Origin of the sequence: Streptomyces sp. H39-S7, assembly GCF_027158205.1 — a bacterium.
Lineage (GTDB): Bacteria > Actinomycetota > Actinomycetes > Streptomycetales > Streptomycetaceae > Actinacidiphila.
The window spans coordinates 10,152-30,189 of the sequence record NZ_JAPVLU010000074.1; the positions used below are offsets into that span (position 1 = coordinate 10,152).

Sequence of the window (20,038 nt, forward strand, 5' to 3'; positions counted from 1 at the left end):
GAGGCTGCGGCCGATCGCCTCGGCGATCGCCTTGGCGGTGACGGCCTCCGCGGCGACAACGTGCAGGCGCGTCCCTGCGGGCGCCTGCTCCATGCCGAGGCGGATGAGGCGGGCAGCATCCTGGCGGTGCACCGCCGACCACGCGGCGGAGCCGTCGCCGACGTAGCCGGAGACGTTCTGCTTGCGGGCAGCCTCGGTGAGGAAGGTGACAAAGCCCCAGTCGCCGTGGCCGTGGACGCTCGGTGCGAACCGGGCGATCACGGTCCTCACGCCCTGGGCCACGTAGTCCAGCGCAAGGTTCTCGCTGCCGCCCCGATTGGAGTTCGGGCCGATGGCCGGAGAGACATCGTCCTCCGTGGCGGGCCGGCCCTCGACCAGGCCGGACAGCGGCGCGGCGACAATGAACGGGCGGTCCGTTCCGGCCAGGGCGTCGCCGAGGGTCTGGATCGACGCGCGTTCGGAGCGGTCGTTCTCGGCGGGGTTGCCCCAGTCGTGCTTGTTGGCCAGGTGGATGACCGCGTCCGCCCGGGCGGCGCCTGCCTGCAGCGAGGCGAGATCGTCCAGGTCACCGCGGATGACGCCCGCGCCCTTGGCCGCGAGAGCCTGCTCGGCCTGGTCGGATCGGGCCAGGCCGATGACCTGATGGCCCGTTGCGATGAGTTCATCGACAACGGCGGATCCGATCCAGCCGGTCGCTCCAGTGACAAATGCACGCATGCGTGTGACCTCCTTCGCCCGGAAAAGGGCAGGTGAATGCTTTGAATGGGTGGAAGTGCCCTGATCACGGCGGCTGCGCCGCGTCAGGGGGTGGGCGGCCCCGCTGCTACCGCGGGTCGGTTGGGAGTTCCGCCGCGAGGACGCCCGTGCGGGCGGCCTTGTCGCCGGCCGCAGTGGCAGAGGTGGGAAGGAAGGCGAGCACCGGGCCGGACAGCTGCGCCGGGCGCAGGACGCCGTTGCGTGTGGGAGCCAATGTCGCGATTCCTATCTGGGTTTGCCGTACGTGAAGCACGGCCGGACATCGCCGGGCGGGCCCCTCCGGTGGCAAGGCGAGAGAGGCTCGGACGACCATTTACGAGTCACCGTGCACCGCAAAGATAACACATGCGAGACACCGTGACTCGTATAGAGTGGCGGCATGGTGGATGGAAGCGGCCGCGGACGGCCCCGCAGTGAAAGCGCACGCGCCGCCGTGCTGCACGCCGTCGACGACCTTCTGGTCGAAGTCGGGTACGCGGCCCTGACCATGAAGGGCATCGCCGAGCGGGCGGGCGTGGGCCGTCAGACCGTGTACCGCTGGTGGTCGAACAAGGCGGAGGTCCTCTACGAGGCCAGCGCCATCGACGCCCAGCACGAACTGTCCGCGCCCACCAGCGACGACCCCCGCAGGGACCTCACGGCATATCTCGACGCCCTGGTCGCCTTCTTGTCCCGCTCCCACGCAGGCGCGGCCTACCGCGCCCTCCTGGGGGAAGCCCAGCACGACGCCGACGTCGCCGCGCTGCTCGCCTCCCGTGACATCCTCGGGGAAAGCGCCGCAAAGGTCGTAGAGGCGGTGCGCAAGCCGAGCGGCACCACCCTCTCGCTCGAGCAGGCGACCGCACTCCTGATCGGCCCGCCCTTCTTCCACATCCTGTCCGGACGCACCGCGGACGACCTCGACACCGAACAGCTCGCAGGACAGTTCATGCGCACCTTGAACCATGCTGGGACATGAGGAGCCTCCGCACCGCGCACGCCCGAGGCGGACGCGCACAGCGAGCCGACCGCTCGACCGGCTTCCAGGTGGGCGTCGCCTACACCCTCTCCGCGGACGACCACGTTCGCCGCCTCACGGTCGGCATACGGTGCCCGGTCGACGGTGCGCTGCACCTCCATCTCGACAACGTGCACGTCACGCCGAGCAGGAGCTGACAACCCAGTCCCCACCCCGCTGGGGCCGCTCCTTCGAGGCCGTCCCGAACCGGAGTCGTGGCGGGCCGCTCAGGCGGGAACGGCCGACTCCTCCGCAGCGGGTCCGGGCGGTGTCGGGGCGGCTGTCACGGAGCGGTAGAACGCGATCTTGTCGTGGACCAACTCCTGTTGACGTCGCAGGTGCGCAATTCGCTCCTCCACTTGGGCGTCGTGCTGCTCCAGCAGCGCCAGCCGCGCGCTGAAGGTGCCCTCGCCGTCACGCACCAGCCCGGCGAAGCGCCGCATCTCGGCGATCGGCATGCCGGTGTCACGCAGGCACCGCAGCACACCGAGCCACTCCAGGTCGTGCGGGGTGAACCTGCGGTGCCCGGTGTGTGAGCGTCCGACCGTGCCCAGCAGACCGATCCGCTCGTAATAGCGCAGGGTGTCCAAACTGAAGCCCGACCGCGCGACGGTCTGAGCGGGCGTCAGGTACGCGCGTACGGCGGCGCCTTCCGCCGGCGCCGCGACGGGAGGGGTGTCGAGCACGCTGTCGGATGTCATGACGGAGATCATGCCATCGCCCGTGACCCGTCACCCGCCGTTGGTGGCCCGCCGTCCGGCCGCCGCTTGACCTGGAGTGCGGTCCAGTTGGCAGAGTTCCGAGGGCACCACCAACACTCCCCTGTTCGGAGGAACCATGCGTTTTCGTACCCTTGGCACTCGCGCGGACGGAACCCCCAGGCCGCAGGTCAGCACCCTTTGCCTGGGCGTCCTCCCCTTCGGCACCAGGGTCGACCGGGCAGGCTCGTTCGCCGTTCTGGACCGGTTCGTCGAGCGCGGCGGCACCTTCATCGACACCGCGAACTGCTACAGCTTCTGGATCGACGGCGCCACCGGCAGCGAGAGCGAGCTGATGCTCGGCAGTTGGCTGGCCGCCCGAGACGCGCGGGCCGAGGTGGTGCTCTCGACCAAGGTCGGAGCCCGCCCGGCCGGCCCGGGGACATGGCCGGCCAACGCCGAGGGTCTTTCCGCGCAGGCGATCCGAGCCGGCGTCGAAGGCAGTCTCAAGCGCCTCGGGACCGACCGGGTGGACCTGCTCTATGGCCACATCGAGGACCGCTCGGTGCCGTTGGAAGAGACGGTCGACGCCTTCGGCGGGCTCGCCCGGGACGGCGTCACCGACCTGCTCGGCATCAGCAACCAGCTGACCTGGCGGTTGGAGCGCTCCCGTGCCACCGCCCGAGCCCGGGGCGTCGCCGGCTACACCTGCGTCCAGCAGCGGTACAGCTATCTGCGGCCCGCGGCCGGGGCGGACTTCGGCACCCAGGAGCACGTCACCCCCGAACTCCTCGACTACGCCCGCACCGAGCCCGGTCTCACCCTGCTCGCCTACACCCCGCTGCTCTCCGGCGCCTACACGGACCCGGCCAAGCCGATACCCCCGCAGTACGACCACCCGGGCGCGGTGGCCCAGCTCGCCGCTCTGCGCGAGGTGGCGACCGAGACCGGTGCGACCGCCGGCCAGGTCGTGCTCGCCTGGCTCCTCGGCGGCGAGCACCCGGTCCTCCCGGTGATCGGCGCCACCACGGTCGCCCAACTCGACGAGTCCCTGGACGCCGTCGACCTCGACCTGACCCCGACCCAGCGCCGCCACCTCGACGAGGCATGAACACCGGCCCCGCCGCGGGAGAGCCGCGCCGTCCCCCAGCGGCAGATCCCGGGGGAGGCACGGTCCCCGCACAGGGGTGAACTCGCGGCTTGTGGTAGCGGGCGCGGTGGCACGTCGTCCGTCAGGGCAGACTGGCGTGTCGCCGCGTTGCCGGCGGGCCGGGGGGCTGTCCCCCGTAGGCGTACGGCGCCGGAAGGCCCTCCGGTTTGTCCTGCACCGACCCCGGCGCGACAGGCTCGCGACCTGCACCCGAAGGTCCTTCCCGACAGCCGAGACGCCGGACCGATTCACTTAGACAGGCGAAAGACTTGCGTGCATAATCCTTAGACATGGGAAAGACTTACGAACGTATCGACGGCAGACTGCGCACCTTCATAGAAGCGCAGCCGATGTTCTTCACCGCGACCGCCCCGCTGGCGGGCGACGGCACGATCAACCTCTCCCCCAAGGGCCTCAAGGGTTCCTTCGTTGTCCTCGACGAGCAGCGGATCGCGTATCTCGACTTCGCCGGCAGCAACGCCGAGACCATCGCCCATCTGCGGGAGAACGGGCGGATCACGGTGATGTGGTGCGCCTTCCAGGGGCCGCCCAACATCGTTCGGGTGCACGGTCAGGGCGACGCGGTCTTCCGTGACGACCCGCGGTTCAAGGAACTGCTCGCGCACTTCCCCGACATCGACCCGACACCGCACGGGCTGCGCGCGATCATCGTGGTGACGGCCGAACTGGTCCGCGACACCTGCGGATACAACGTCCCCTTCATGTCCTACGACGAAGACCGCGACCTGCACGCGAAGCGCTTCGGGCGTGAGGACGACGCCTCGCTCAGTGCGTACTTCGCCAAGAAGGAGCACATAGCCCAGAGCATCGACGGCCTGCCCGCACTACCGCTCCCCCTGCCGCCCAGTGACTTCTGAGCAGTTGTCAGCCCTCAGGCAGCGCGCCCGGCCACTCCAGCGCCTGCTGCGGCCGGTCCGTTCCCGTACAGCGCGGTCACGCATCCGGCCGTTCAACCCGCGCCGGTTTGCGGTGCCTGCCGGTGCCCTCGCCCGTGGCGGGCCGGTCCCACTCCGTCGCGCGCTCGTCGGCCGGCTCCGGTACGAACAACAGCGACCTGGCCGCGGCCAGGTCGACGGCCACCGTCACCGGCACCCATTGGTAGCCGTCCCACTGCTCAATGACGCGCTCAGCATCAGGGTGGACGTGAGAGGCGCGCTCCGGTCCCGATGCCAAACTGCGGGCACGTAACCGGCCCACCATACGGGCCCGGTCCGCCGCGCGCCGCTGCGCCCAGATCTCCAACGGTTCCTCGCTCATGGCCGCCAGCATGACGCAGCCGCCTTCGAACACGCCACCCGCACACCAGCCGCTTACCCCCGGTCTTGCGGGACTGCCCGGCAGTCCAGCGAATACCCAAGCGGGTGGCCGAGTTCGAGCAGTCCTCCGGCTCGTCGGTAGCATGCTGCACCATGACACGTGTTTGGATCCTGCCGACGCTGCTTGTGCTCTGCGGGTCGAGCGTCGCGACTGGGCTGTTCCACAAGGGGAGTCCCGGCGTAGCCACGGTGTCCTTGCTGATATTCCTCGTGCTCGCCGGTGCGAACTCACCGCTGATCTTCCCAAGGTCGATCAGCGCGCTGGAGGCGCAGCATCGCAGCGCCGTCGACGGCCGGCCGGTCGTCTTCTGGCGGCCGGGCTGCATGTACTGCCTACGACTGCGCATGCGGTTGGGTCGCAGCTCCCGCCGGTTGCATTGGGTCAACATCTGGCGTGACCCGGCGGGAGCTGCGGTGGTGCGGGCTGCCAACGACGGCAACGAGACCGTGCCCACCGTCATCGTGGCGGGGCGGCCCCACACCAACCCCGATCCTGCATGGATGCGCGAACAGCTTTCGCCGCCCAGGTGATCCACAGCGGTGCCCTTTCGGCGAGACGGTTGACCGGAGCGCGCTGATCTTCCTGGGGCGTGTCGGGAACCGCAGGAGCCGATGCGGTCCATGTCCTTCGCTGCCGGGCCGTCCATCGGAATCATTGCGCGGCACGGACGTGCGATAAAGTCCACCGGCGGTGGGCCAAGGCACTCGCCAGGGGGTACCAGCGTGGACGACTTCGGCCGTCGGATCGAGCCGTACCGGCAGGAACTGCTCGCCCACGACGCGCTGCTGCACCTCGGTCAGCCCGGCGGAGCGGCCATCGACCGCGGGAGCCTGCGGCTGGCTTTCGTCGCCGCGGTTCAGCTTCTCTCCGCGCGTCAGCGGGCCGCGCTGATCCTGTGCGAGGTACTTGCCTTTTCCGCCGCCGAGACCGCGGACATCCTCAGCACGTCGATCGCCTCGGTCAACAGTTCGCTGCAGCGGGCGCGGGCGCGGCTGGACCGTGCAGGTGTCTTGGAGGACCACGTCGAAGAGCCCTCGCAGGCAGAACAGCGGGCCTGCGTCGAGCGCTACATGGTGGCGTTCGAGAACGCCGACATCGACAGGCTCAAGCGGCTCCTCGCCGAGGACGTCCTGATGGAGATGCCGCCGATGCTCAATTGGTTCGTCGGCCGCGACAACTACAGCCAGTTCATGGGCTGGGTCTTCGCCAAGGCGGGGACCAGGTGGCGCCTGGTGCCCGTCGCGGCGAACGGCCAGCCGGGCTTCGCCGCCTACAACCTCGGCGACCACGGCACTTTCGAGCTGCACACGCTCCAACTGTTCACCGTCACCGCCTCCGGCATCAGCAGGAACACCGTTTTCCAGGACGCCGAGGTGTTCGCGATGTTCGACCTGGCCCCCACGATCGACATCTGACAGCTGGACCCCGCGAGCCCACGCGGGGCGGCGGGCGGAGTATGCCCCGAGGGAAGCCGGGCTGTCTGCCGCGGGCGTCGGGAAAACTTTGCGCCGACGCGATGAGTTCGGGACCTGCCCCCGGTATGTATCCGTGGAGCCGCACACGACTCCCGGTGCGTCGCAGAGCGCGGCAATCCGCAGCAGGACGACCGAGCAAGGGAAACCACGACTGCGAACCAGACGCCTACCGCGGACAAGACCGCCATCCTCCAGGTGCTCAAGGGTGTCTACGACGCATGGGACGCGCACGACGCCGACGCGTTCGTGGCTGACTACACCGAGGACGCCAGCGTGATCCTGCCCGGGTCCTACCGCACGTCGCGCGACGAGATCCGGCAGAGCATGCAGGCCGGGTTCAGCAGCTTTCTGAAAGGCTCGACGACCACCAACAAGGTGCTGGATATCCGCTTCCTCGGAGACAACGTCGCCATCGTGGTCAGCGAGACGAACATCCTCTTCCCGGGCGAGACCGAAGGGCCGGCCGACCGTGCCGCCCTTGCGACCTGGGTCCTGACCCGGCAGCACGGCAGGTGGCTGCTCGCGGCCTATCAGAACTCCCCCGCCGTCGTGAACATGGGCTGAGGCACTGACAGCCCGGCGGCTGCGGCCTGCGCGACGTCACACCCGGGTCGCGGATGAGCACACGGGTCGATGAGCACACGGATCCGGCGAGGTGGCACCGTTCCGGACCGGCGGGACGGTGCTGCTCGCGCCGGTCACTTCTGCTCCAACGCCGCCAGCCGTAGCTCAAGCTGGTCGACCCGGTGCCGTAGCAGGGTGACCTGGGCTTCCAGGCTGACTTCCCGCTCCGCCCTGCGCTGAATGCGCGGTGACGCCGCGGCGCGCTCGATCACTGCGTCGAGCTGCACCAGGCGCTGCGGCCCGTTCGGGCCGTCCACCAGCCGGGACTGGATCTCGCCATTGCGGTACCAGGACCGCAGGGCCGAGCGGGAGACGCCGGTCTCGGCTTCCGCCTTGGCCAGCGTGACCCAAGGCGTCTCGTCCAGGCGCTCGAACAGCTCCAGCTCGTTCTGCCAGCGCGCGAGCCGGCCCTCCCAGTTCGACGGTGTCTCCAACACACCCTCCTTCCACCACAGTTACCCTATCAATACCACTGTATTGACAGGGTTGGGACCATGGAGACATGCCATTCGAACGGTTCACGGTGCAAGCCCGCAAGGTGGTCGTCACGGCGCAGGAGGAGGCGAGACTGCTCAAGCACAACTACATCGGCACGGAGCACATCCTGTTGGGGCTGCTCGGCGCGCCGGACAGCGTCGCGGCGGAGGTTCTGCACCGCCTCGGGTACGACAAGGAGACCGCGCGAGCCGACATCGCCGCGGTGATCGAGCCCGGCACGCAGGCATTGAGCGGCCATATCCCGTTCGCACCGCGCGCGAAGAAGACGCTGGACCTTGCCCTGCGCGAGGCGCAACAGCTGCACCACACCTACATCGGGACGGAACATATCCTGCTCGCCCTGGTCAGGGAGGGCGAGGGCGTCGGTGCGAGCGTGCTTGCCCAGCGAATCAATCCGATCAGCCAGGTCCGTGCCGCGGTGCTGGCCTCATTGGAGGGATCGCAGGACGTCGTGGCCGGCCCGTGGCCGGCCGGCACACCCGCTGCCGAGGACACCGTGTCCGTCGCCAGCGCGCTGGCCGGTGGCGCACCGATGGGCAGCCATCACCTGCTTGAGGCGATGCTGCGGGCGGAGAACAGCATGGCGGCCAGGGTGTTGCGTGAACTCGGGGTCGACCCGGACGCGGTCGCCGCCAAGATCGACGAACTCGATCCGGAGACGACCACGGACGCGAACCCGGAGGAAGCCGCCGCGCGCAGGATGGAGATCCGGCTGGTCGGCGATGAGGTGCACCTGATCCTGCGGGACCCGACGACGGTCGCGGCCGCCAGGAAGGTCACCGAGCTGGCCCGTGGCCCGATCCAGGGCGTCGGGCCGGTCGCCGGCATGTTCGTCCCGCTCTGGCGGTCGACCAACCAGCTGCTGCTGCAAATCCAGGGCCTGCTGGAACCTGAGCCGGAAGCAGACGACGGATCCGCCGCGGGCAATGTGGCCAAGGTCGTGCGCACGGTGCTCGCGCCCCGGCTCCGCCGAGGATCCGGCCGATGACCATGACCGTCAGCATTATTGGAGCCGGACTGGGTGGCCTGGCCCTTGCCCGTGTCCTGCACGTGCACGGCATCGACGCCGTCGTGTACGAACGGGAATCGTCGCGCGGCGCGCGCGGTCAGGGCGGCATGCTCGATCTGCACTCCGGGACCGGGCAGCGGGCGTTGCGCGAGGCGGGCCTGGTCGACCAGTTCCACGCCGTGGCCCGTCGGCAAGGGCAGGACCTGCGGCTTCTCGAACCGGACGGCACCCTGCTGCTGCAGGAGGATACGCCCGACGACGCCCCGCTCGAGCGACCTGAGGTCGACCGTGCCGATCTGCGCAACCTGCTGCTGGACTCCCTCCCCGATCACACGGTGCGCTGGGGGCACGCGTTCACATCCGCCGACCAGGACCTGCTGTACTTCGCCGACGGCAGCAGTGCGACGTACGACCTGCTGGTCGGCGCCGACGGCGCGGACTCCCGGGTCCGCCCCCTGCTCACCGACGCCCGACCGGCACACACCGGCCAGAACGCCGTGGAGCTCGGTATCCCCGACATCGACCGCACCCACCCCGGCCTCGCGGCGATGGTCGGGCGCGGCAACTACTGAGTACTCGGCAACGGACAATCCCTCGCGGCGCAGCGCAACGGCGACGGCCGCGTACGCATCTATCTCAGCTTCTACAACAGCCCCGCGGATTGGTTCGCGGCCAGTGGCATCCCGTTCGGCGCTCCGGCCGCCGCGCGGGCGCGGCTGATCGAGCTGTTCACCGGCTGGGACCCACGGTTCACCGCACTGATCGCCGCCTGCGACGACACGGTCCTGCCGCGCTCGATCACCACGCTCCCGGTCGGCCTGACCTGGCCATCGAGGTCAGGTGTCACGCTCCTCGGCGATGCCGCGCACCTGATGCCGCCGGTGGGGCAGGGAGCCAACATGGCGCTGCTCGACGGCGCGCTGCTCGGCCTCGCGCCCGGACGACTTTCCCGCCGCCGTCAAGGAGTACGAACGCGAGATGTTCGAACGCACCGGCTCGGCCGGCCGGCAGTCCGCGCACGTCCAGGAGGTCCTGGCCTCACCCGACGCCGCCCAGAGAATGCTGGCGTTCTTCCAACCCGGCGCACAGCCAACCGGGCCCGCGTCATGAAGTGACGAGCAGGCCGGCTGCTGTGGGGTCAAGGACACGACGTGGGAACCGTGTTGCTCCAGAACCGGTCGGTGAAGTCGTGCGGATCGCGCCGGCCATCGTTGGCCGAGAAGCTGATGCTGAGGCCGGATACGCAGGGAATGGGAAGGTCGACAGCTATCGACCGTTGGGCGGACGCCTGGGTACTCCAGTAGAAGTTGAAGACCCCGTCCGCGCCGATCCGCGCTCCGCGGATCGTGACTTCCGCTCCGGCGATGAAGCCGGAACCCGTTACGTGGAAGACACTGCTCTCCCCGGAACCGCTCGTCGACACGTTCAGTTGGGGTCGAACCTCGCTCGGCATCGTCGGCGGGAGGTGAGGGGCCGGCGGGGGCGGCGGCGTGGGCGGCGGGGGCACCGGGTTCGGGGGCCTGGGCAGCCAGATCCACAACGTGCCATCCAGTTTGACTGCCCAGGGTGATTCGAACCGAGCGGCCGAGATCCTGCTGAACCCGTCGCCGGAGGCCTTGAGAAACCCGATGCCATCGGTCGTGGTCCACACCGTTCCATCGGTGGCGACCAGCCAGACCGTCCCTTCAACGCTGACGGAGATGTCAGCCCATGACTTGTCCTGCCCGCCTTCGGCCGGCCGCCAGATTCCGTCGGACGTCTGACGGAAGAGATTCGCACTGGGATGAAGACTGATCCCCCACAGGTCGTCGGCATTTCGACCTGCCAGCCGCTTGAACGGAATCAACGAAGTCGTCTCGTGGAACGTCTGGCCGTCAGTCGTCCGCCACATTGCCCCGTCGTCGCGCACGATCCATACCGCCCCCTGGTGCACCGTGACGTCCACCAACGGTTCGATCCCATTCGGAACCGGTATTCTGCTCCACCCGCCATCCTTCGCACGCCGCCAGAGCGCCCTGTGGTCCGTCAGGACCCACAGTCCGTCGTCGAGCGCCACGGCGAGACCGGTGACGTTACCGGGACTGGCTTCCTGACCTGCGAAGCGAGGGGGAAGGGGCCCGCCACCATGACGCCAGAGCGTCCCGTCCTTGGCCGCCAGCCACACCTCGGGGAACGACACGTCCTCCCGGATCGCCACATCGAGAAGCTGCGGGAAGGAGACCTGCTGTGCCCCAGCGGCGTCCGCGATATCGACCACGTACCGCGGCATCCATATTCTCTCCACAACGCCCTCCCATCAGGTGCTCCACCTGCGTGACGGATGGCTGCGTGACAGGCCTCCCGATCGGACGGCCAAGGCCAGCGCCGCTCTCGTCGCGGTGATGCTCGCGAAGCGTTTCTCCGACCGTACGCCGGATGGCGGCACCGCACATCCGGAAGCACTCGCGACACCGGGTCCCTGGTAGGCCGGTCAGGCCGAGAAGATCAGCGGCGCGCAGCGCGAGTTCGGGTTCGATCTCGGTGAGCCGCGTGACGACACGGTCCCCGACCCACACGTTGCTCGCGAGCGCACGAGCCAACAGGCGTCGGGCGTCATCGGGCTCGAGGACGGCGACCAACGGACTGTACCGGCGGTCCGTCCGCCGGGGATGCCGACCGCGAAGGGTGCGGAAACCCGCCACTCCAGCGCTGCTCGACCCGAAAGCAAGTTGATCCCTTCTGAATGGTCTTGTAACGATGTGGAGCGGGGGCTCGAAACCGTGATCATTCCCAGACCGCGACGGACGACAGGGCGGGCGCGAACGCCTCGCACTGCCGGGATTGCTTAGGTGTTGCGGCGCCCTCGGGCGTGGGAGCCGCGGATCGTGCGCCCGCCAACGCGCTGTGAGGCGGCCAGGAACGAACAGCCCGTCGCGCTGCGGTGGGACCTGGACCGCGGTAGTTCGCGTTGCGGGATGCACGCGGCGTTCGGTCATGTCCTCGCGAAGGACCACCCGGGGCCGTCCCGCGCCCCGGATTCCGCCCTGCTGACCGCATTGCGAAGGAACGACACACGTACTCGACGGCATGAGCCGCCGGGCCACCGATCTCTCACGGGGGAGATGGCACATGACCGACGCACCCTGGTCCACACTGTTGATGGAGAAGACAGACCTGATCACCCCGATGGCCATCCGGGTGGCGGCGACCCTCCGGCTCGCCGACCACATTGCTGCCGGCGCCACCAGCCCCGAAGCCCTCGCTGCCCAGGCTTCCGTCCAACCGGCCGCGCTGCACCGGTTGATGTGTCACCGTGTCGGGGCCGGAGTCGTCCGGCTGACGGAGTCCGGCGCGTACGAACTGACCGAGCTGGGGGAACAGCTTCGGGAAGACAACCCCACCTCAGGTCGCGCCTGGTTGGACATCGACGGCCCTATCGGCCGCGGCGACCTGGCCTTCTTCCAACTGCTGGAATCGGTCCGCACCGGCGAGTCCGTCTACGCCTCGGTGTACGGCCAGGGGTTCTGGGAGGAGGTCAACGCCGACCCGGAGCTCTCGGCGACGTTCGACGACCGGATGGCTGCCAGTATGGAGTGGGTACTTCCCGCGCTGGTGGCCCACGGCGACTGGAGCAAGGTCCGCCATCTGGTAGACGTGGGAGGCGGCAGCGGCACGCTGCTCGCCGCAGTCGTGGAGAACTGGCCGGGCATGCGCGGCACTCTCGTCGACCTGCCGGGGCCCGCGTCCGCTGCCGCGCAGTCCTTCACCGACATCGGGCTGGGGGACCGCTGCACAGCGGTGGCGGGAAGCTTCTTCGATGAACTGCCGCGTGACGGGGACGTCTACCTGTTGTCCAACGTCCTGCTGAACTGGGACGACACGCAGGCGATCAACATCCTTTCCCGCTGCGCGGAAGCGCTCGCCGCCGATGGCAGGGTCATGGTGCTCGAAGGACTGCTCGATGTACAGAGCGACGTGACGGAGCTGGACCTCCGCATGCTCGTTTATCTGAATGGCCGGATGCGCACCCGGCAGGAGATGCAGAAGCTCGGCGCGGCGGCAGGCTTGAAGCTTGACGCGGTGACGGACTTCGGCCACGCCCGCTCACTGGTGGAGTTCGTACCGGTGGCCTCCGGCCGAGAAAGCGCCGGCCCCGACGCCGGCAACTGAAGCACCATCACATGAGGAGAACAACCATGCGCATTGTCCGCCACTACGAGCACGGCGGTCCTTCGGTTCTGCGGGTCGAGGAGACGGAGAAGCCGGTGCCGGCGCCGGGTGAGGTGCTCATCCGGACCGAGGCTGTCGGCGTCAACTTCGCGGAGTGTCAGCGCCGCCAGGGCATCGCGGTCGGCGGACCGGCGGATCTTCCGGGTTCGCCCGGCGGTGACGTCGCGGGCGTCGTCGAGAGCGTCGGTGAGGGCGTTGTCAATGTCGCGCCGGGGGACCGGGTCGTCGCGGGCGTCGGCTCGAACGCCTACGCCGAATATGTCGTCAACCGATCGGACTGGCTGTTCACGATCCCCCAAGGGATCGGAGCCGGTCCCGCGACCTCACTGCCGATTCCCGGGCAGACCGCCTACCACGTCATCGCCACGGCAGGTCAGCTCCAGCCCGGACAGTCCGTGCTGGTTCATGCCGCGGCCGGGGGCGTGGGCCACTTGCTCGTGCAACTCGCCAAGGCACTCGGCGCCGGAACGGTCATTGCCACCGCGAGCAGCCCCGAGAAGCTGGAATTCGCCAAATCCCTCGGCGCCGATCTCGCGTACGACTACAGCCAGGAAGGCTGGGACGAGGAGATCCTGACCGCTACCAAGGGGGAGGGAGTCGACCTCGTCCTCGAGACCGTCGGCGGCGACATCCTGAGCAAGAGTGTCCCGCTCATCCGGCAGTTCGGCCGCATGGTGGTCTACGGATCCGCGGGCGGAGAGGTTCCGTCCGTGGACATCGCCGATCTGTTCGACAACAAGACGGTGCTCGGGTTCAGCATGTGGGGACTGATGTACCGACAGCCCGAGGTCATGGCCGCCGGCGCGAAGGCCCTGCTCGACCTCGTCGGATCGGGCAAGGTCCGGCCTGTCGTGCACGCCGAGGTACCCCTCGACGATGCCGCGAAGGCGCACGAAATGATGGAGGCACGGGCCCAGATGGGCCGCGTCGTCCTCATCCCGTAGTCACCTGCGGCACTGTCGGTTTCATCGCACTCGAAGCGGCACCAGGAGGTCAGCAGCCTGGTGCCGCGCGGTGCGTGCACCGGTGCGGCACGACGTCGCGACTCCCCCGTGCAGCTCCGGCGGGCCTCGGATCGGCCGCGCCGGCTCACTCCGGGGATGGGGGGTCGGGGACCGTACCGGCGCGGGCCTACGCAGTCATCCACAGTCACCAGGCACTGTCCTGGCGAAATCACCGTCCATAGGTCACGGCTTCGGCGCCTGCCGGGGTTCACGGGTCCGTAGCGCTCTCCGCGGCCGCCCACGCTCGCAGGGTGAGACGACCCCCTTGTGAGACGCGGTGTCACTCCGCCACGATGGCCCGCATGGATCGCCACGTGTACCTGAGCCGTCGACTCGCTGTCGACCTGGCATACGCGTGTTCCGCGATCTGTCGCCGCGCCGTTCTCTGAGCGCGGTCACCCGCCCGGCTGAGCCGGGCCCTTCTCGTCCTGTCGGGCGGAGTCACCGCGCCGTTGCGCTGCTCCGCTGTCTCTCACCCCCACGGACGGGATCCTCCATGCGCTTCGCGCTGCTCTCCGCCGCTGGCCTGCTCGCCCTGACGGGCGCCACGCCGGCGCAGGCCGCTGCCTCGTACGCTCCCCTGCCGCCGCACAACCCCTACGCGGGCCCGGACGGTACCGCCACCATGCACGGCGACACCGGCTCCTCCGACGCCACCCCGCTGCCCGGCCCGGGCGCCGGCTCGCTGACGTCCCACCGGACGGCGCTCGCCTCGGCCTGCCCGACCGTGCTGGTCGGCGGCGACGGCTTCCCCGTCGCGCTCTGCACCGCGATCTTCGGGCTGACTCCGACCGTCCACCTGCTCGACCCGTCCACCGGCGAATCGCTCGCCGAGCTGCCGATCGCCAAGGGGTCATTGCTCGGCGGGGTCTACGCCTACCTCGACGACCGGGATCGTCTGGTGGCCGTCGACGGCGAGCGCACCCTGCTCCGGATCGCCCACCGTCGCACCACCTCCGGCGACTGGGAGTTGTACGTCGACAGCGCCCTCCCGCTGACGGGCGCGGTCCCGGACGGCGACGCGGTGACCGGGATCTCCCCGGACTGGCAGGGCCGGGTCTGGTTCGCCACGGGCGGCGGCGTGGTCGGCACGGCCAACGATCGGACCGGCTCCGTCCGGTCGCTGGCCCTGCCCGCCGGCGAGAAGATCGCCAACTCGATCTCCACCTCCCCCACCGGCACCGCCGTCGCCACCACCCACGCCACCTACCTGCTGACCGCGACGGCCGACGGCACCCCGCAGGTCGCCTGGCGCCAGGCGTACGACAGAGGCCCTGGCCGCAAGCCCGGCCAGCTCAGTTGGGGCACCGGCTCGACTCCGACCTTCTTCGGCCCCGGCACCGGAATCGACTACCTGACCATCGTCGACAACGCGGCGCCGACCGTGAGCCTACTGGTGTACCGGGCGGCCTCCGGCGAACAGGTCTGCTCCGTGGCCGTGCTCCAGTCGGGCGGCAGCGGCAGCGAGAACTCCCCCATCGCCGCCGGCAACTCCGTCTTCATCGCCGGCACCTACGGCTACCCCTACCCGAAGCTGCCCGACGACGCGGGCGCGAGTGTGCCCACGTCCGGCACCTTCTCCGGCGGCCTGTCCCGCGTCGACGTCCGGGCAGACGGCTCGGGCTGCGACCTGAAATGGGACAACAAGGTGCGCTCAGCGGCGGTGCCGCGCCTGTCGACCGCTGACGGACTGATCCACACCGTGATCCGGAACCCGGTCGTACCGGGCACCAACAGCACCTCCGTCCTCGACCCCTATTCCTACGGCGAAGTCGACCCGGAGACCGGCAAGGTCGTGCGCACCAAGTACCTGGGCGCCGGCTTCGTCTTCGACTCCCTCCAGATGGCCGGCACCATCGCCCCGGGCCGGGTGGTACTGCAGGGGACGACCACCGGGGTGCTGCGCATCACCGCGCAGTAGGCGGGTGCGGGCAGCGGAACGGCTCCGCCCTCGCGATGAGGGGGAGCCGTTTCCGTCGGGGTGGGACTGGGTCGGTCAGGCGTGGCTGTGGTGTCGCTTGTTGCCGGTGACCAGCCGGTACAGGGCGAGGAGGATGACCGAGCCGACGATGGCGGCGATCCAGGTGGAGATGTCGAAGAAGCCGTCGATGGAGTCGACGCCGAAGATGACCTTGCCGAGCCAGCCGCCCAGCAGACCACCCGCGACACCGATCAGCATCGTGATGATGATGCCGCCCGGGTCCTTGCCCGGCATCAGCGCCTTGGCAATGAAGCCCGCGAGCAGACCAATCAGAATCCAGGCAATGATGCCCATGACGCCTCTCCTACCTCGGTGAATAAAGCCGGTGTTAACAACCGTCTGCACCGAACGGAGACATCCAAACGTCCGGCTCTCCCGGCGTCGGGGAAGTCGCGGTCGTGGTGCCGACGGCGTCGTGGGTGGCACGGGAGTCGTGGGGTAGGTGGTGACCATGTCAACAGATCCCGGGCATCATCAGAGTGGGGCAGCGAGCGCGTGCGACGCACACCAGCGCCTGCTGCTCGCCGACCGCTACCGGCTGGATGCGGTGATCGGCCGGGGCGGGATGGGCCAGGTCTGGCGGGGCTGGGACGAGCTGCTGGGGCGAGCGGTCGCCGTCAAGGAACTGCACGACCGACTCCAGGATGACGCCGCCGCCGAGCGGTTCTCGCTCGAGGCCCGCACGGCCGCACAGCTCAATGACCCGCATGTGGTGTCGGTGTACGACTTCGGCGCCGACCAGGACCGCCTGTACCTGGTGATGGAACTGGTCACCGGCCACTCGCTGGACCAGGAAGTGGACAGCGCCGGCACGCTGGACGCGTCGCGGGCGGCGACCCTGGGAGCGCAGGTCGCCGCAGGTCTGGCCACCGCCCACCGGCACGGCGTCGTGCACCGCGACATCAAGCCCGGGAATCTGCTCCTGGACGGGCAGGGGAAAGTCAGCATCGCCGACTTCGGCATCGCCCGCTTCACCCAGGGCACCACGGCTGCCTTGGCACCGACCGTGGGCGGGCAGGTCCTGGGCACCATCGCCTATCTCTCCCCCGAACGCGCCCTGGGCCACCCCGCCACCACCGCCGGCGATGTCTACGCCCTGGGCTGTGTGCTCTACCAACTCCTCACCGGAGCACCCCCCTTCACCGGGGACGTCCCCTCCGCCGTCCTGTACCAGCACGTGCACACCGAGCCCACTCCCCCGCGCCACCTGAATCCGGCGATCCCGCAGGCACTGTCGCAGTACGTCCTGGACCTGCTGTCCAAGGACCCCGCCGAGCGCCCTACCGCGGAACGGGCCGAGAACTGGCTGCGCCAGTGGCTCCTGGACGACGTCGCGCCCACCCGATCCGCCACGCCCTTCGCCGTCCCGGGCCTCCTGAAGGGTTCGGCCCCCGCACCCGCCTCCGGTACGGGGCCACACAGGACCCGTCCCGGGTCGAAACGGCGCTCCCTGCTGGTGGCCGGTATGACCGTGGCCGCGCTCGGCGCCGCGTCCGCCGGCATCCTCGGGCTGTCCACCCCGACCGCCGACACCGGAGAGCATCCGACCCGCTCCCGCCCCACCGCGGCCTCGTCGCATCCCGCATCCGCTCCCGCAACCACCGTGTCCATCGCGCCGCCGGCATCCACCACGGCGTCCCCCCGCCCCGTCACCACACCGCCGGTCAGCCACCCCATCACCATCGTGGACACGGCAGCCGCAGAACACGGCAACAACAAGCACGACACCATGCCGAAGAAGACCAAGAAGGCCAAGAAGTAGCTCGCTGAAAGAACCGCACCGCCCCCGTCGCTGCCCCTCAGCGGACAGAGCATGCAGGCGTCGGCGCCCTCCTCCCCCAATAATGCCCATGGGCCGACGCCGACCGGGTGTACGGATATCTCCGCTTAGCCGGGTGTCCGACGCGCCTGTCATGGTGAGAGCCTCTTCGGCCGGGTCGATGAACGACTACTCGGACGGATCGGGGGAAGTCGCCGCACAGCGTTTTGTGCCGAAGGGATGAAATGGTGCCGGATCTGCCCGAGACCGCCGAAGCAGCCGACGCTGCCGAGGTGCCGGTATCGGTGGGTTTCCTGTACCGGGCGGCGCACTACGAGCACGGCGCCACGGGCGACGCACGCCAGATGGCCGAGGTGTTCCTCAAGGAGCTGCTGGACCTGTTCGCGCTGCCGCCCTGCGAGCGGCTGGGCTACGACGTAGCGCTGGTCGTGACGGAGCTGCTGACCAACGCCCAGCGCTACGCTCCCGGTCCGTGCCTGCTGGAGTTGGAAGGCCACGCGACCGAGATCAGCGTGACGGTTTGGGACAGCAACTCCGCCCTACCGGTGGTCTTTCCGCGTGATCCCGGCCGGGTCGGCGGCCACGGCATGGAGATCATCGACCGGATCTGCGATGAGGTGCACGTGGAACGGGTGCCGGTCGGCAAACGCATCCGTGCCGTCCTGGCCGTGCCCCAGGTCTGAAGCGGCCGGTCGGCCGTACTCGGCAGCCCTCCCGTATGTCGCGTCGGACCGCACCATGCGTCCCTGCACACCCTTGCGAACGGATCGCGTGGGACGCATGGTGGGGTGGGAGTTACGGTGTTCCGTTGGCTCCGTTCGCGCAGGGGCTGCCGCCGCCGAAGGTCCCGCCGGGGCCGCCGGGGCCGCCGTGGAAGAGCAGGCCTCCGGTGGCGTTGCCGCCGGCGCCGCCGATCCCGCAGGCGCCATCGGCGCTGGCTCCGGATTTGGCGCCGCCGTTGCCGCCGCTGCCGCCCTTGCCGCCGAAGTTGCTGATCCCTCCGGTGCTGATGCCGCCCGCGCCGCCGATGCCCGCCGCACCGCCCGGATAGGCGCCGCCGGAGCTGCCGTTGCCACCGTTGCCGGCTTTCCCGCCCTTGCCGCCGTTGCCGAAGTTGTTGATGCCGCCAGCGCCGCCGTTGCCGCCCGCACCACCGCCGTGACCGATGCCGCCGTTGCCCGCGTTGCCGCCCGCGCCACCGTTCGATCCCCCGGCGCCGCCCAGGCCGCCGCGACCACCCGCACCGGCGTTGGCGCCGGAGTTGCCACCCGCACCACCGGTGCCGCCCGTACCTCCCTGGGTGCCCGCGCCGCCCGCTCCACCAGCGCCACCAGCGCCGGTCAGGCCGCCGGCCGCGCCGGTGCCCCCGTTACCGCCCGCGGCACCGTTGGGGCCGGCGTTGCCACCGACCGCGCCCGCACCGCCCGAACCACTGCCCAGACCGGTGCCACCGTTGCCGCCCGCACCGCCGACGCCGCCCAGGACCCCGTTACCGCCGGGACCACCCGCACCACCGGCGCAGTCCCCCGCCCCGGTCGCCGGGCCGCCCGCCGTGCCGGGGAAACCGTTGGGGTGACCGGCGTTGCCGTCGGCACCTGCGACGCCGGCGGTGCCGGCCGTACAAGCCAGAGCGGAGGCGCCGGCCGGAGCGCCCAGGAAGAGCGCGCCGGCGAACAGCGCGGGGAGGGCGAGAAGGACGGCGGTCTGTTTCCTGTTCATGGGGCGTTTTCCTTTGGCTCAGATGCAACGAGGGGTCGGTTCTGGGCTGAAAAAGGGCGTGCGGAACCGAAAGGGAATCGTCGATCCCTGAACGGTTTTTTGTGCCGCAGACCGACAGACGGTCCGCGGATTTCCCGACGCTTCCCATAGGACACGTATTTCTTCATACGTGTACTGAAATGAGGCGTGTGATATTCAACGATATGCAACCGAGCGGACCATCACCCGACTGCGGTACACAAAATCAGCCGAAGGAAGCGTTTGGGCGGAGCCGGTCGACGTGATCGTTGACGCGGGCAAGGAGCCACCGTGTCTCAGATTCATGGCCACTTCTAGCCGATGGGCTGCGGGTTCTGCCGCAGCGTGGGAGCTGGAGGTACGTTTTCACCGCCCGGTGCTCGGGGCCCGACGAGTGCGCCGGAGCAGCACCGGGGCGATGAGGAATGACGGGCGAAGGTCGATACGTCCCCCGGGCGGCGTTTCCTTGTTTAGACCGACCTTGCCAAATACGGCAATTTTCGACATTCGCGGCCTCCCGCAATCGAACGGAGAGTTGCAGACCGCACCAGCGGGACCGTTGTCGGGCGCCGTCGGTACAGGTCCGCAGGGTCCGGGAAGGCGCGCCATTCGGCGAAAGGGGCTTGCTCGGACTCCGACCGCGTGCCGGCAAACCGACCGGCGGTGTTGGTCCGCGGATCGGGCCTGCGTATGGCTCGAAATCCCAGAAGCGACGACGTGCCAGAACTCCCGCGCGGAGGCGATCAACAACGGCGGGCCCGTTCTCCCACTCTGAGGGGGTG

At 69.4% G+C, this 20,038-nt stretch carries 21 protein-coding genes and 2 pseudogenes; 15 read left to right on the forward strand and 8 right to left on the reverse strand.

Features of this window, described 5'->3' with window-relative positions; all coding sequences use genetic code 11:
• Together O3X23_RS39815 and O3X23_RS39820 are read right to left on the reverse strand one after the other, a co-directional pair.
• On the reverse strand, positions 1–717 hold a 717-nt coding region (locus tag O3X23_RS39815; RefSeq protein ID WP_269278839.1), incomplete at its 3' end, for an NAD-dependent epimerase/dehydratase family protein.
• Positions 718–823: 106 nt separating this feature from the next.
• Positions 824–970, reverse strand: coding sequence for a hypothetical protein (locus tag O3X23_RS39820; protein ID WP_269278842.1), 147 nt, complete (start codon positions 968–970; stop codon positions 824–826).
• 165 nt (positions 971–1,135) lie between these two features.
• Here O3X23_RS39820 and O3X23_RS39825 point away from each other — a divergent pair, with 165 nt between their 5' ends.
• Positions 1,136–1,714: a TetR/AcrR family transcriptional regulator gene (locus tag O3X23_RS39825; RefSeq protein WP_269278845.1), complete on the forward strand. Its 579-nt coding sequence runs from the start codon at positions 1,136–1,138 to the stop codon at positions 1,712–1,714.
• Positions 1,711–1,911, forward strand: a complete 201-nt coding sequence (locus tag O3X23_RS39830) for a hypothetical protein (RefSeq protein ID WP_269278848.1) — start codon at positions 1,711–1,713, stop codon at positions 1,909–1,911. Before O3X23_RS39825 ends, O3X23_RS39830 begins: the two co-directional genes overlap by 4 nt.
• Before the next feature lie 69 nt (positions 1,912–1,980).
• Here O3X23_RS39830 and O3X23_RS39835 read toward each other — a convergent pair whose 3' ends face one another.
• Complete coding sequence (locus tag O3X23_RS39835; protein WP_269278851.1) at positions 1,981–2,454, reverse strand: MerR family transcriptional regulator; 474 nt, start codon at positions 2,452–2,454, stop codon at positions 1,981–1,983.
• A gap of 136 nt (positions 2,455–2,590) precedes the next feature.
• Here O3X23_RS39835 and O3X23_RS39840 point away from each other — a divergent pair, with 136 nt between their 5' ends.
• On the forward strand, positions 2,591–3,562 hold the full coding sequence (locus O3X23_RS39840; protein ID WP_269278853.1) for an aldo/keto reductase: 972 nt from the start codon (positions 2,591–2,593) through the stop codon (positions 3,560–3,562).
• A gap of 329 nt (positions 3,563–3,891) precedes the next feature.
• The gene (locus O3X23_RS39845; RefSeq protein WP_269278856.1) at positions 3,892–4,479 is read left to right on the forward strand and encodes a pyridoxamine 5'-phosphate oxidase family protein; all 588 of its coding nucleotides are present in this window, start codon (positions 3,892–3,894) and stop codon (positions 4,477–4,479) included.
• A gap of 76 nt (positions 4,480–4,555) precedes the next feature.
• Here the strand turns inward: O3X23_RS39845 and O3X23_RS39850 are convergent, their stop codons facing one another.
• Positions 4,556–4,879: a DUF6087 family protein gene (locus O3X23_RS39850; RefSeq protein ID WP_269278859.1), complete on the reverse strand. Its 324-nt coding sequence runs from the start codon at positions 4,877–4,879 to the stop codon at positions 4,556–4,558.
• 152 nt (positions 4,880–5,031) lie between these two features.
• Here O3X23_RS39850 and O3X23_RS39855 point away from each other — a divergent pair, with 152 nt between their 5' ends.
• The 3 genes from O3X23_RS39855 to O3X23_RS39865 all read left to right on the forward strand — a co-directional run bounded on the left by O3X23_RS39855 (position 5,032) and on the right by O3X23_RS39865 (position 6,978).
• Complete coding sequence (locus tag O3X23_RS39855) at positions 5,032–5,469, forward strand: glutaredoxin domain-containing protein (protein ID WP_269278893.1); 438 nt, start codon at positions 5,032–5,034, stop codon at positions 5,467–5,469.
• Positions 5,470–5,661: 192 nt separating this feature from the next.
• The gene (locus O3X23_RS39860; RefSeq protein ID WP_269278863.1) at positions 5,662–6,354 is read left to right on the forward strand and encodes a sigma factor-like helix-turn-helix DNA-binding protein; all 693 of its coding nucleotides are present in this window, start codon (positions 5,662–5,664) and stop codon (positions 6,352–6,354) included.
• Between the two features lie 129 nt (positions 6,355–6,483).
• Positions 6,484–6,978 carry an SgcJ/EcaC family oxidoreductase gene (locus O3X23_RS39865; protein WP_269278895.1) on the forward strand — a complete coding sequence of 165 codons (495 nt, stop codon included), beginning with the start codon at positions 6,484–6,486 and terminating at the stop codon, positions 6,976–6,978.
• 134 nt (positions 6,979–7,112) lie between these two features.
• Here O3X23_RS39865 and O3X23_RS39870 read toward each other — a convergent pair whose 3' ends face one another.
• Positions 7,113–7,472 (reverse strand): excisionase, encoded by a 360-nt coding sequence (locus tag O3X23_RS39870; RefSeq protein WP_269278866.1) that lies wholly within the window; start codon positions 7,470–7,472, stop codon positions 7,113–7,115.
• A 68-nt stretch (positions 7,473–7,540) separates the two neighbouring features.
• Between O3X23_RS39870 and O3X23_RS39875 the strand changes: the two are divergent.
• The 3 genes and pseudogenes from O3X23_RS39875 to O3X23_RS39885 all read left to right on the forward strand — a co-directional run.
• Positions 7,541–7,981: pseudogene (locus tag O3X23_RS39875) on the forward strand (Clp protease N-terminal domain-containing protein); the annotation flags it as partial.
• An 87-nt stretch (positions 7,982–8,068) separates the two neighbouring features.
• Entirely contained in the window at positions 8,069–8,524 is a 456-nt protein-coding gene (locus O3X23_RS39880; RefSeq protein WP_269278898.1) for a Clp protease N-terminal domain-containing protein, read from the forward strand.
• A 2-nt stretch (positions 8,525–8,526) separates the two neighbouring features.
• A pseudogene (locus tag O3X23_RS39885) lies at positions 8,527–9,655 on the forward strand (FAD-dependent oxidoreductase).
• Positions 9,656–9,683: 28 nt separating this feature from the next.
• On the opposite strand, the gene O3X23_RS39890 reads toward O3X23_RS39885, so the two are convergent.
• The gene (locus tag O3X23_RS39890) at positions 9,684–10,802 is read right to left on the reverse strand and encodes a WD40/YVTN/BNR-like repeat-containing protein (RefSeq protein WP_269278869.1); all 1,119 of its coding nucleotides are present in this window, start codon (positions 10,800–10,802) and stop codon (positions 9,684–9,686) included.
• Between the two features lie 851 nt (positions 10,803–11,653).
• Between O3X23_RS39890 and O3X23_RS39895 the strand changes: the two genes are divergently transcribed.
• The 3 genes from O3X23_RS39895 to O3X23_RS39905 all read left to right on the forward strand — a co-directional run bounded on the left by O3X23_RS39895 (position 11,654) and on the right by O3X23_RS39905 (position 15,679).
• Positions 11,654–12,694 carry a methyltransferase gene (locus O3X23_RS39895; RefSeq protein ID WP_269278872.1) on the forward strand — a complete coding sequence of 347 codons (1,041 nt, stop codon included), beginning with the start codon at positions 11,654–11,656 and terminating at the stop codon, positions 12,692–12,694.
• A gap of 26 nt (positions 12,695–12,720) precedes the next feature.
• Positions 12,721–13,698: a quinone oxidoreductase family protein gene (locus O3X23_RS39900; protein ID WP_269278874.1), complete on the forward strand. Its 978-nt coding sequence runs from the start codon at positions 12,721–12,723 to the stop codon at positions 13,696–13,698.
• Between the two features lie 556 nt (positions 13,699–14,254).
• The gene (locus O3X23_RS39905; protein WP_269278878.1) at positions 14,255–15,679 is read left to right on the forward strand and encodes a hypothetical protein; all 1,425 of its coding nucleotides are present in this window, start codon (positions 14,255–14,257) and stop codon (positions 15,677–15,679) included.
• A 75-nt stretch (positions 15,680–15,754) separates the two neighbouring features.
• Here the strand turns inward: O3X23_RS39905 and O3X23_RS39910 are convergent, their stop codons facing one another.
• The gene (locus tag O3X23_RS39910) at positions 15,755–16,033 is read right to left on the reverse strand and encodes a GlsB/YeaQ/YmgE family stress response membrane protein (protein WP_269278881.1); all 279 of its coding nucleotides are present in this window, start codon (positions 16,031–16,033) and stop codon (positions 15,755–15,757) included.
• 157 nt (positions 16,034–16,190) lie between these two features.
• On the opposite strand from O3X23_RS39910, the gene O3X23_RS39915 reads away from it, so the two are divergent.
• Entirely contained in the window at positions 16,191–17,501 is a 1,311-nt protein-coding gene (locus tag O3X23_RS39915) for a serine/threonine-protein kinase (RefSeq protein WP_269278884.1), read from the forward strand.
• A gap of 242 nt (positions 17,502–17,743) precedes the next feature.
• On the forward strand, positions 17,744–18,202 hold the full coding sequence (locus O3X23_RS39920; RefSeq protein ID WP_269278886.1) for an ATP-binding protein: 459 nt from the start codon (positions 17,744–17,746) through the stop codon (positions 18,200–18,202).
• Between the two features lie 112 nt (positions 18,203–18,314).
• On the opposite strand, the gene O3X23_RS39925 is transcribed toward O3X23_RS39920, so the two are convergent.
• Positions 18,315–19,238 (reverse strand): hypothetical protein, encoded by a 924-nt coding sequence (locus O3X23_RS39925; protein ID WP_269278888.1) that lies wholly within the window; start codon positions 19,236–19,238, stop codon positions 18,315–18,317.
• Between the last annotated feature and the right edge of the window lie 800 nt (positions 19,239–20,038).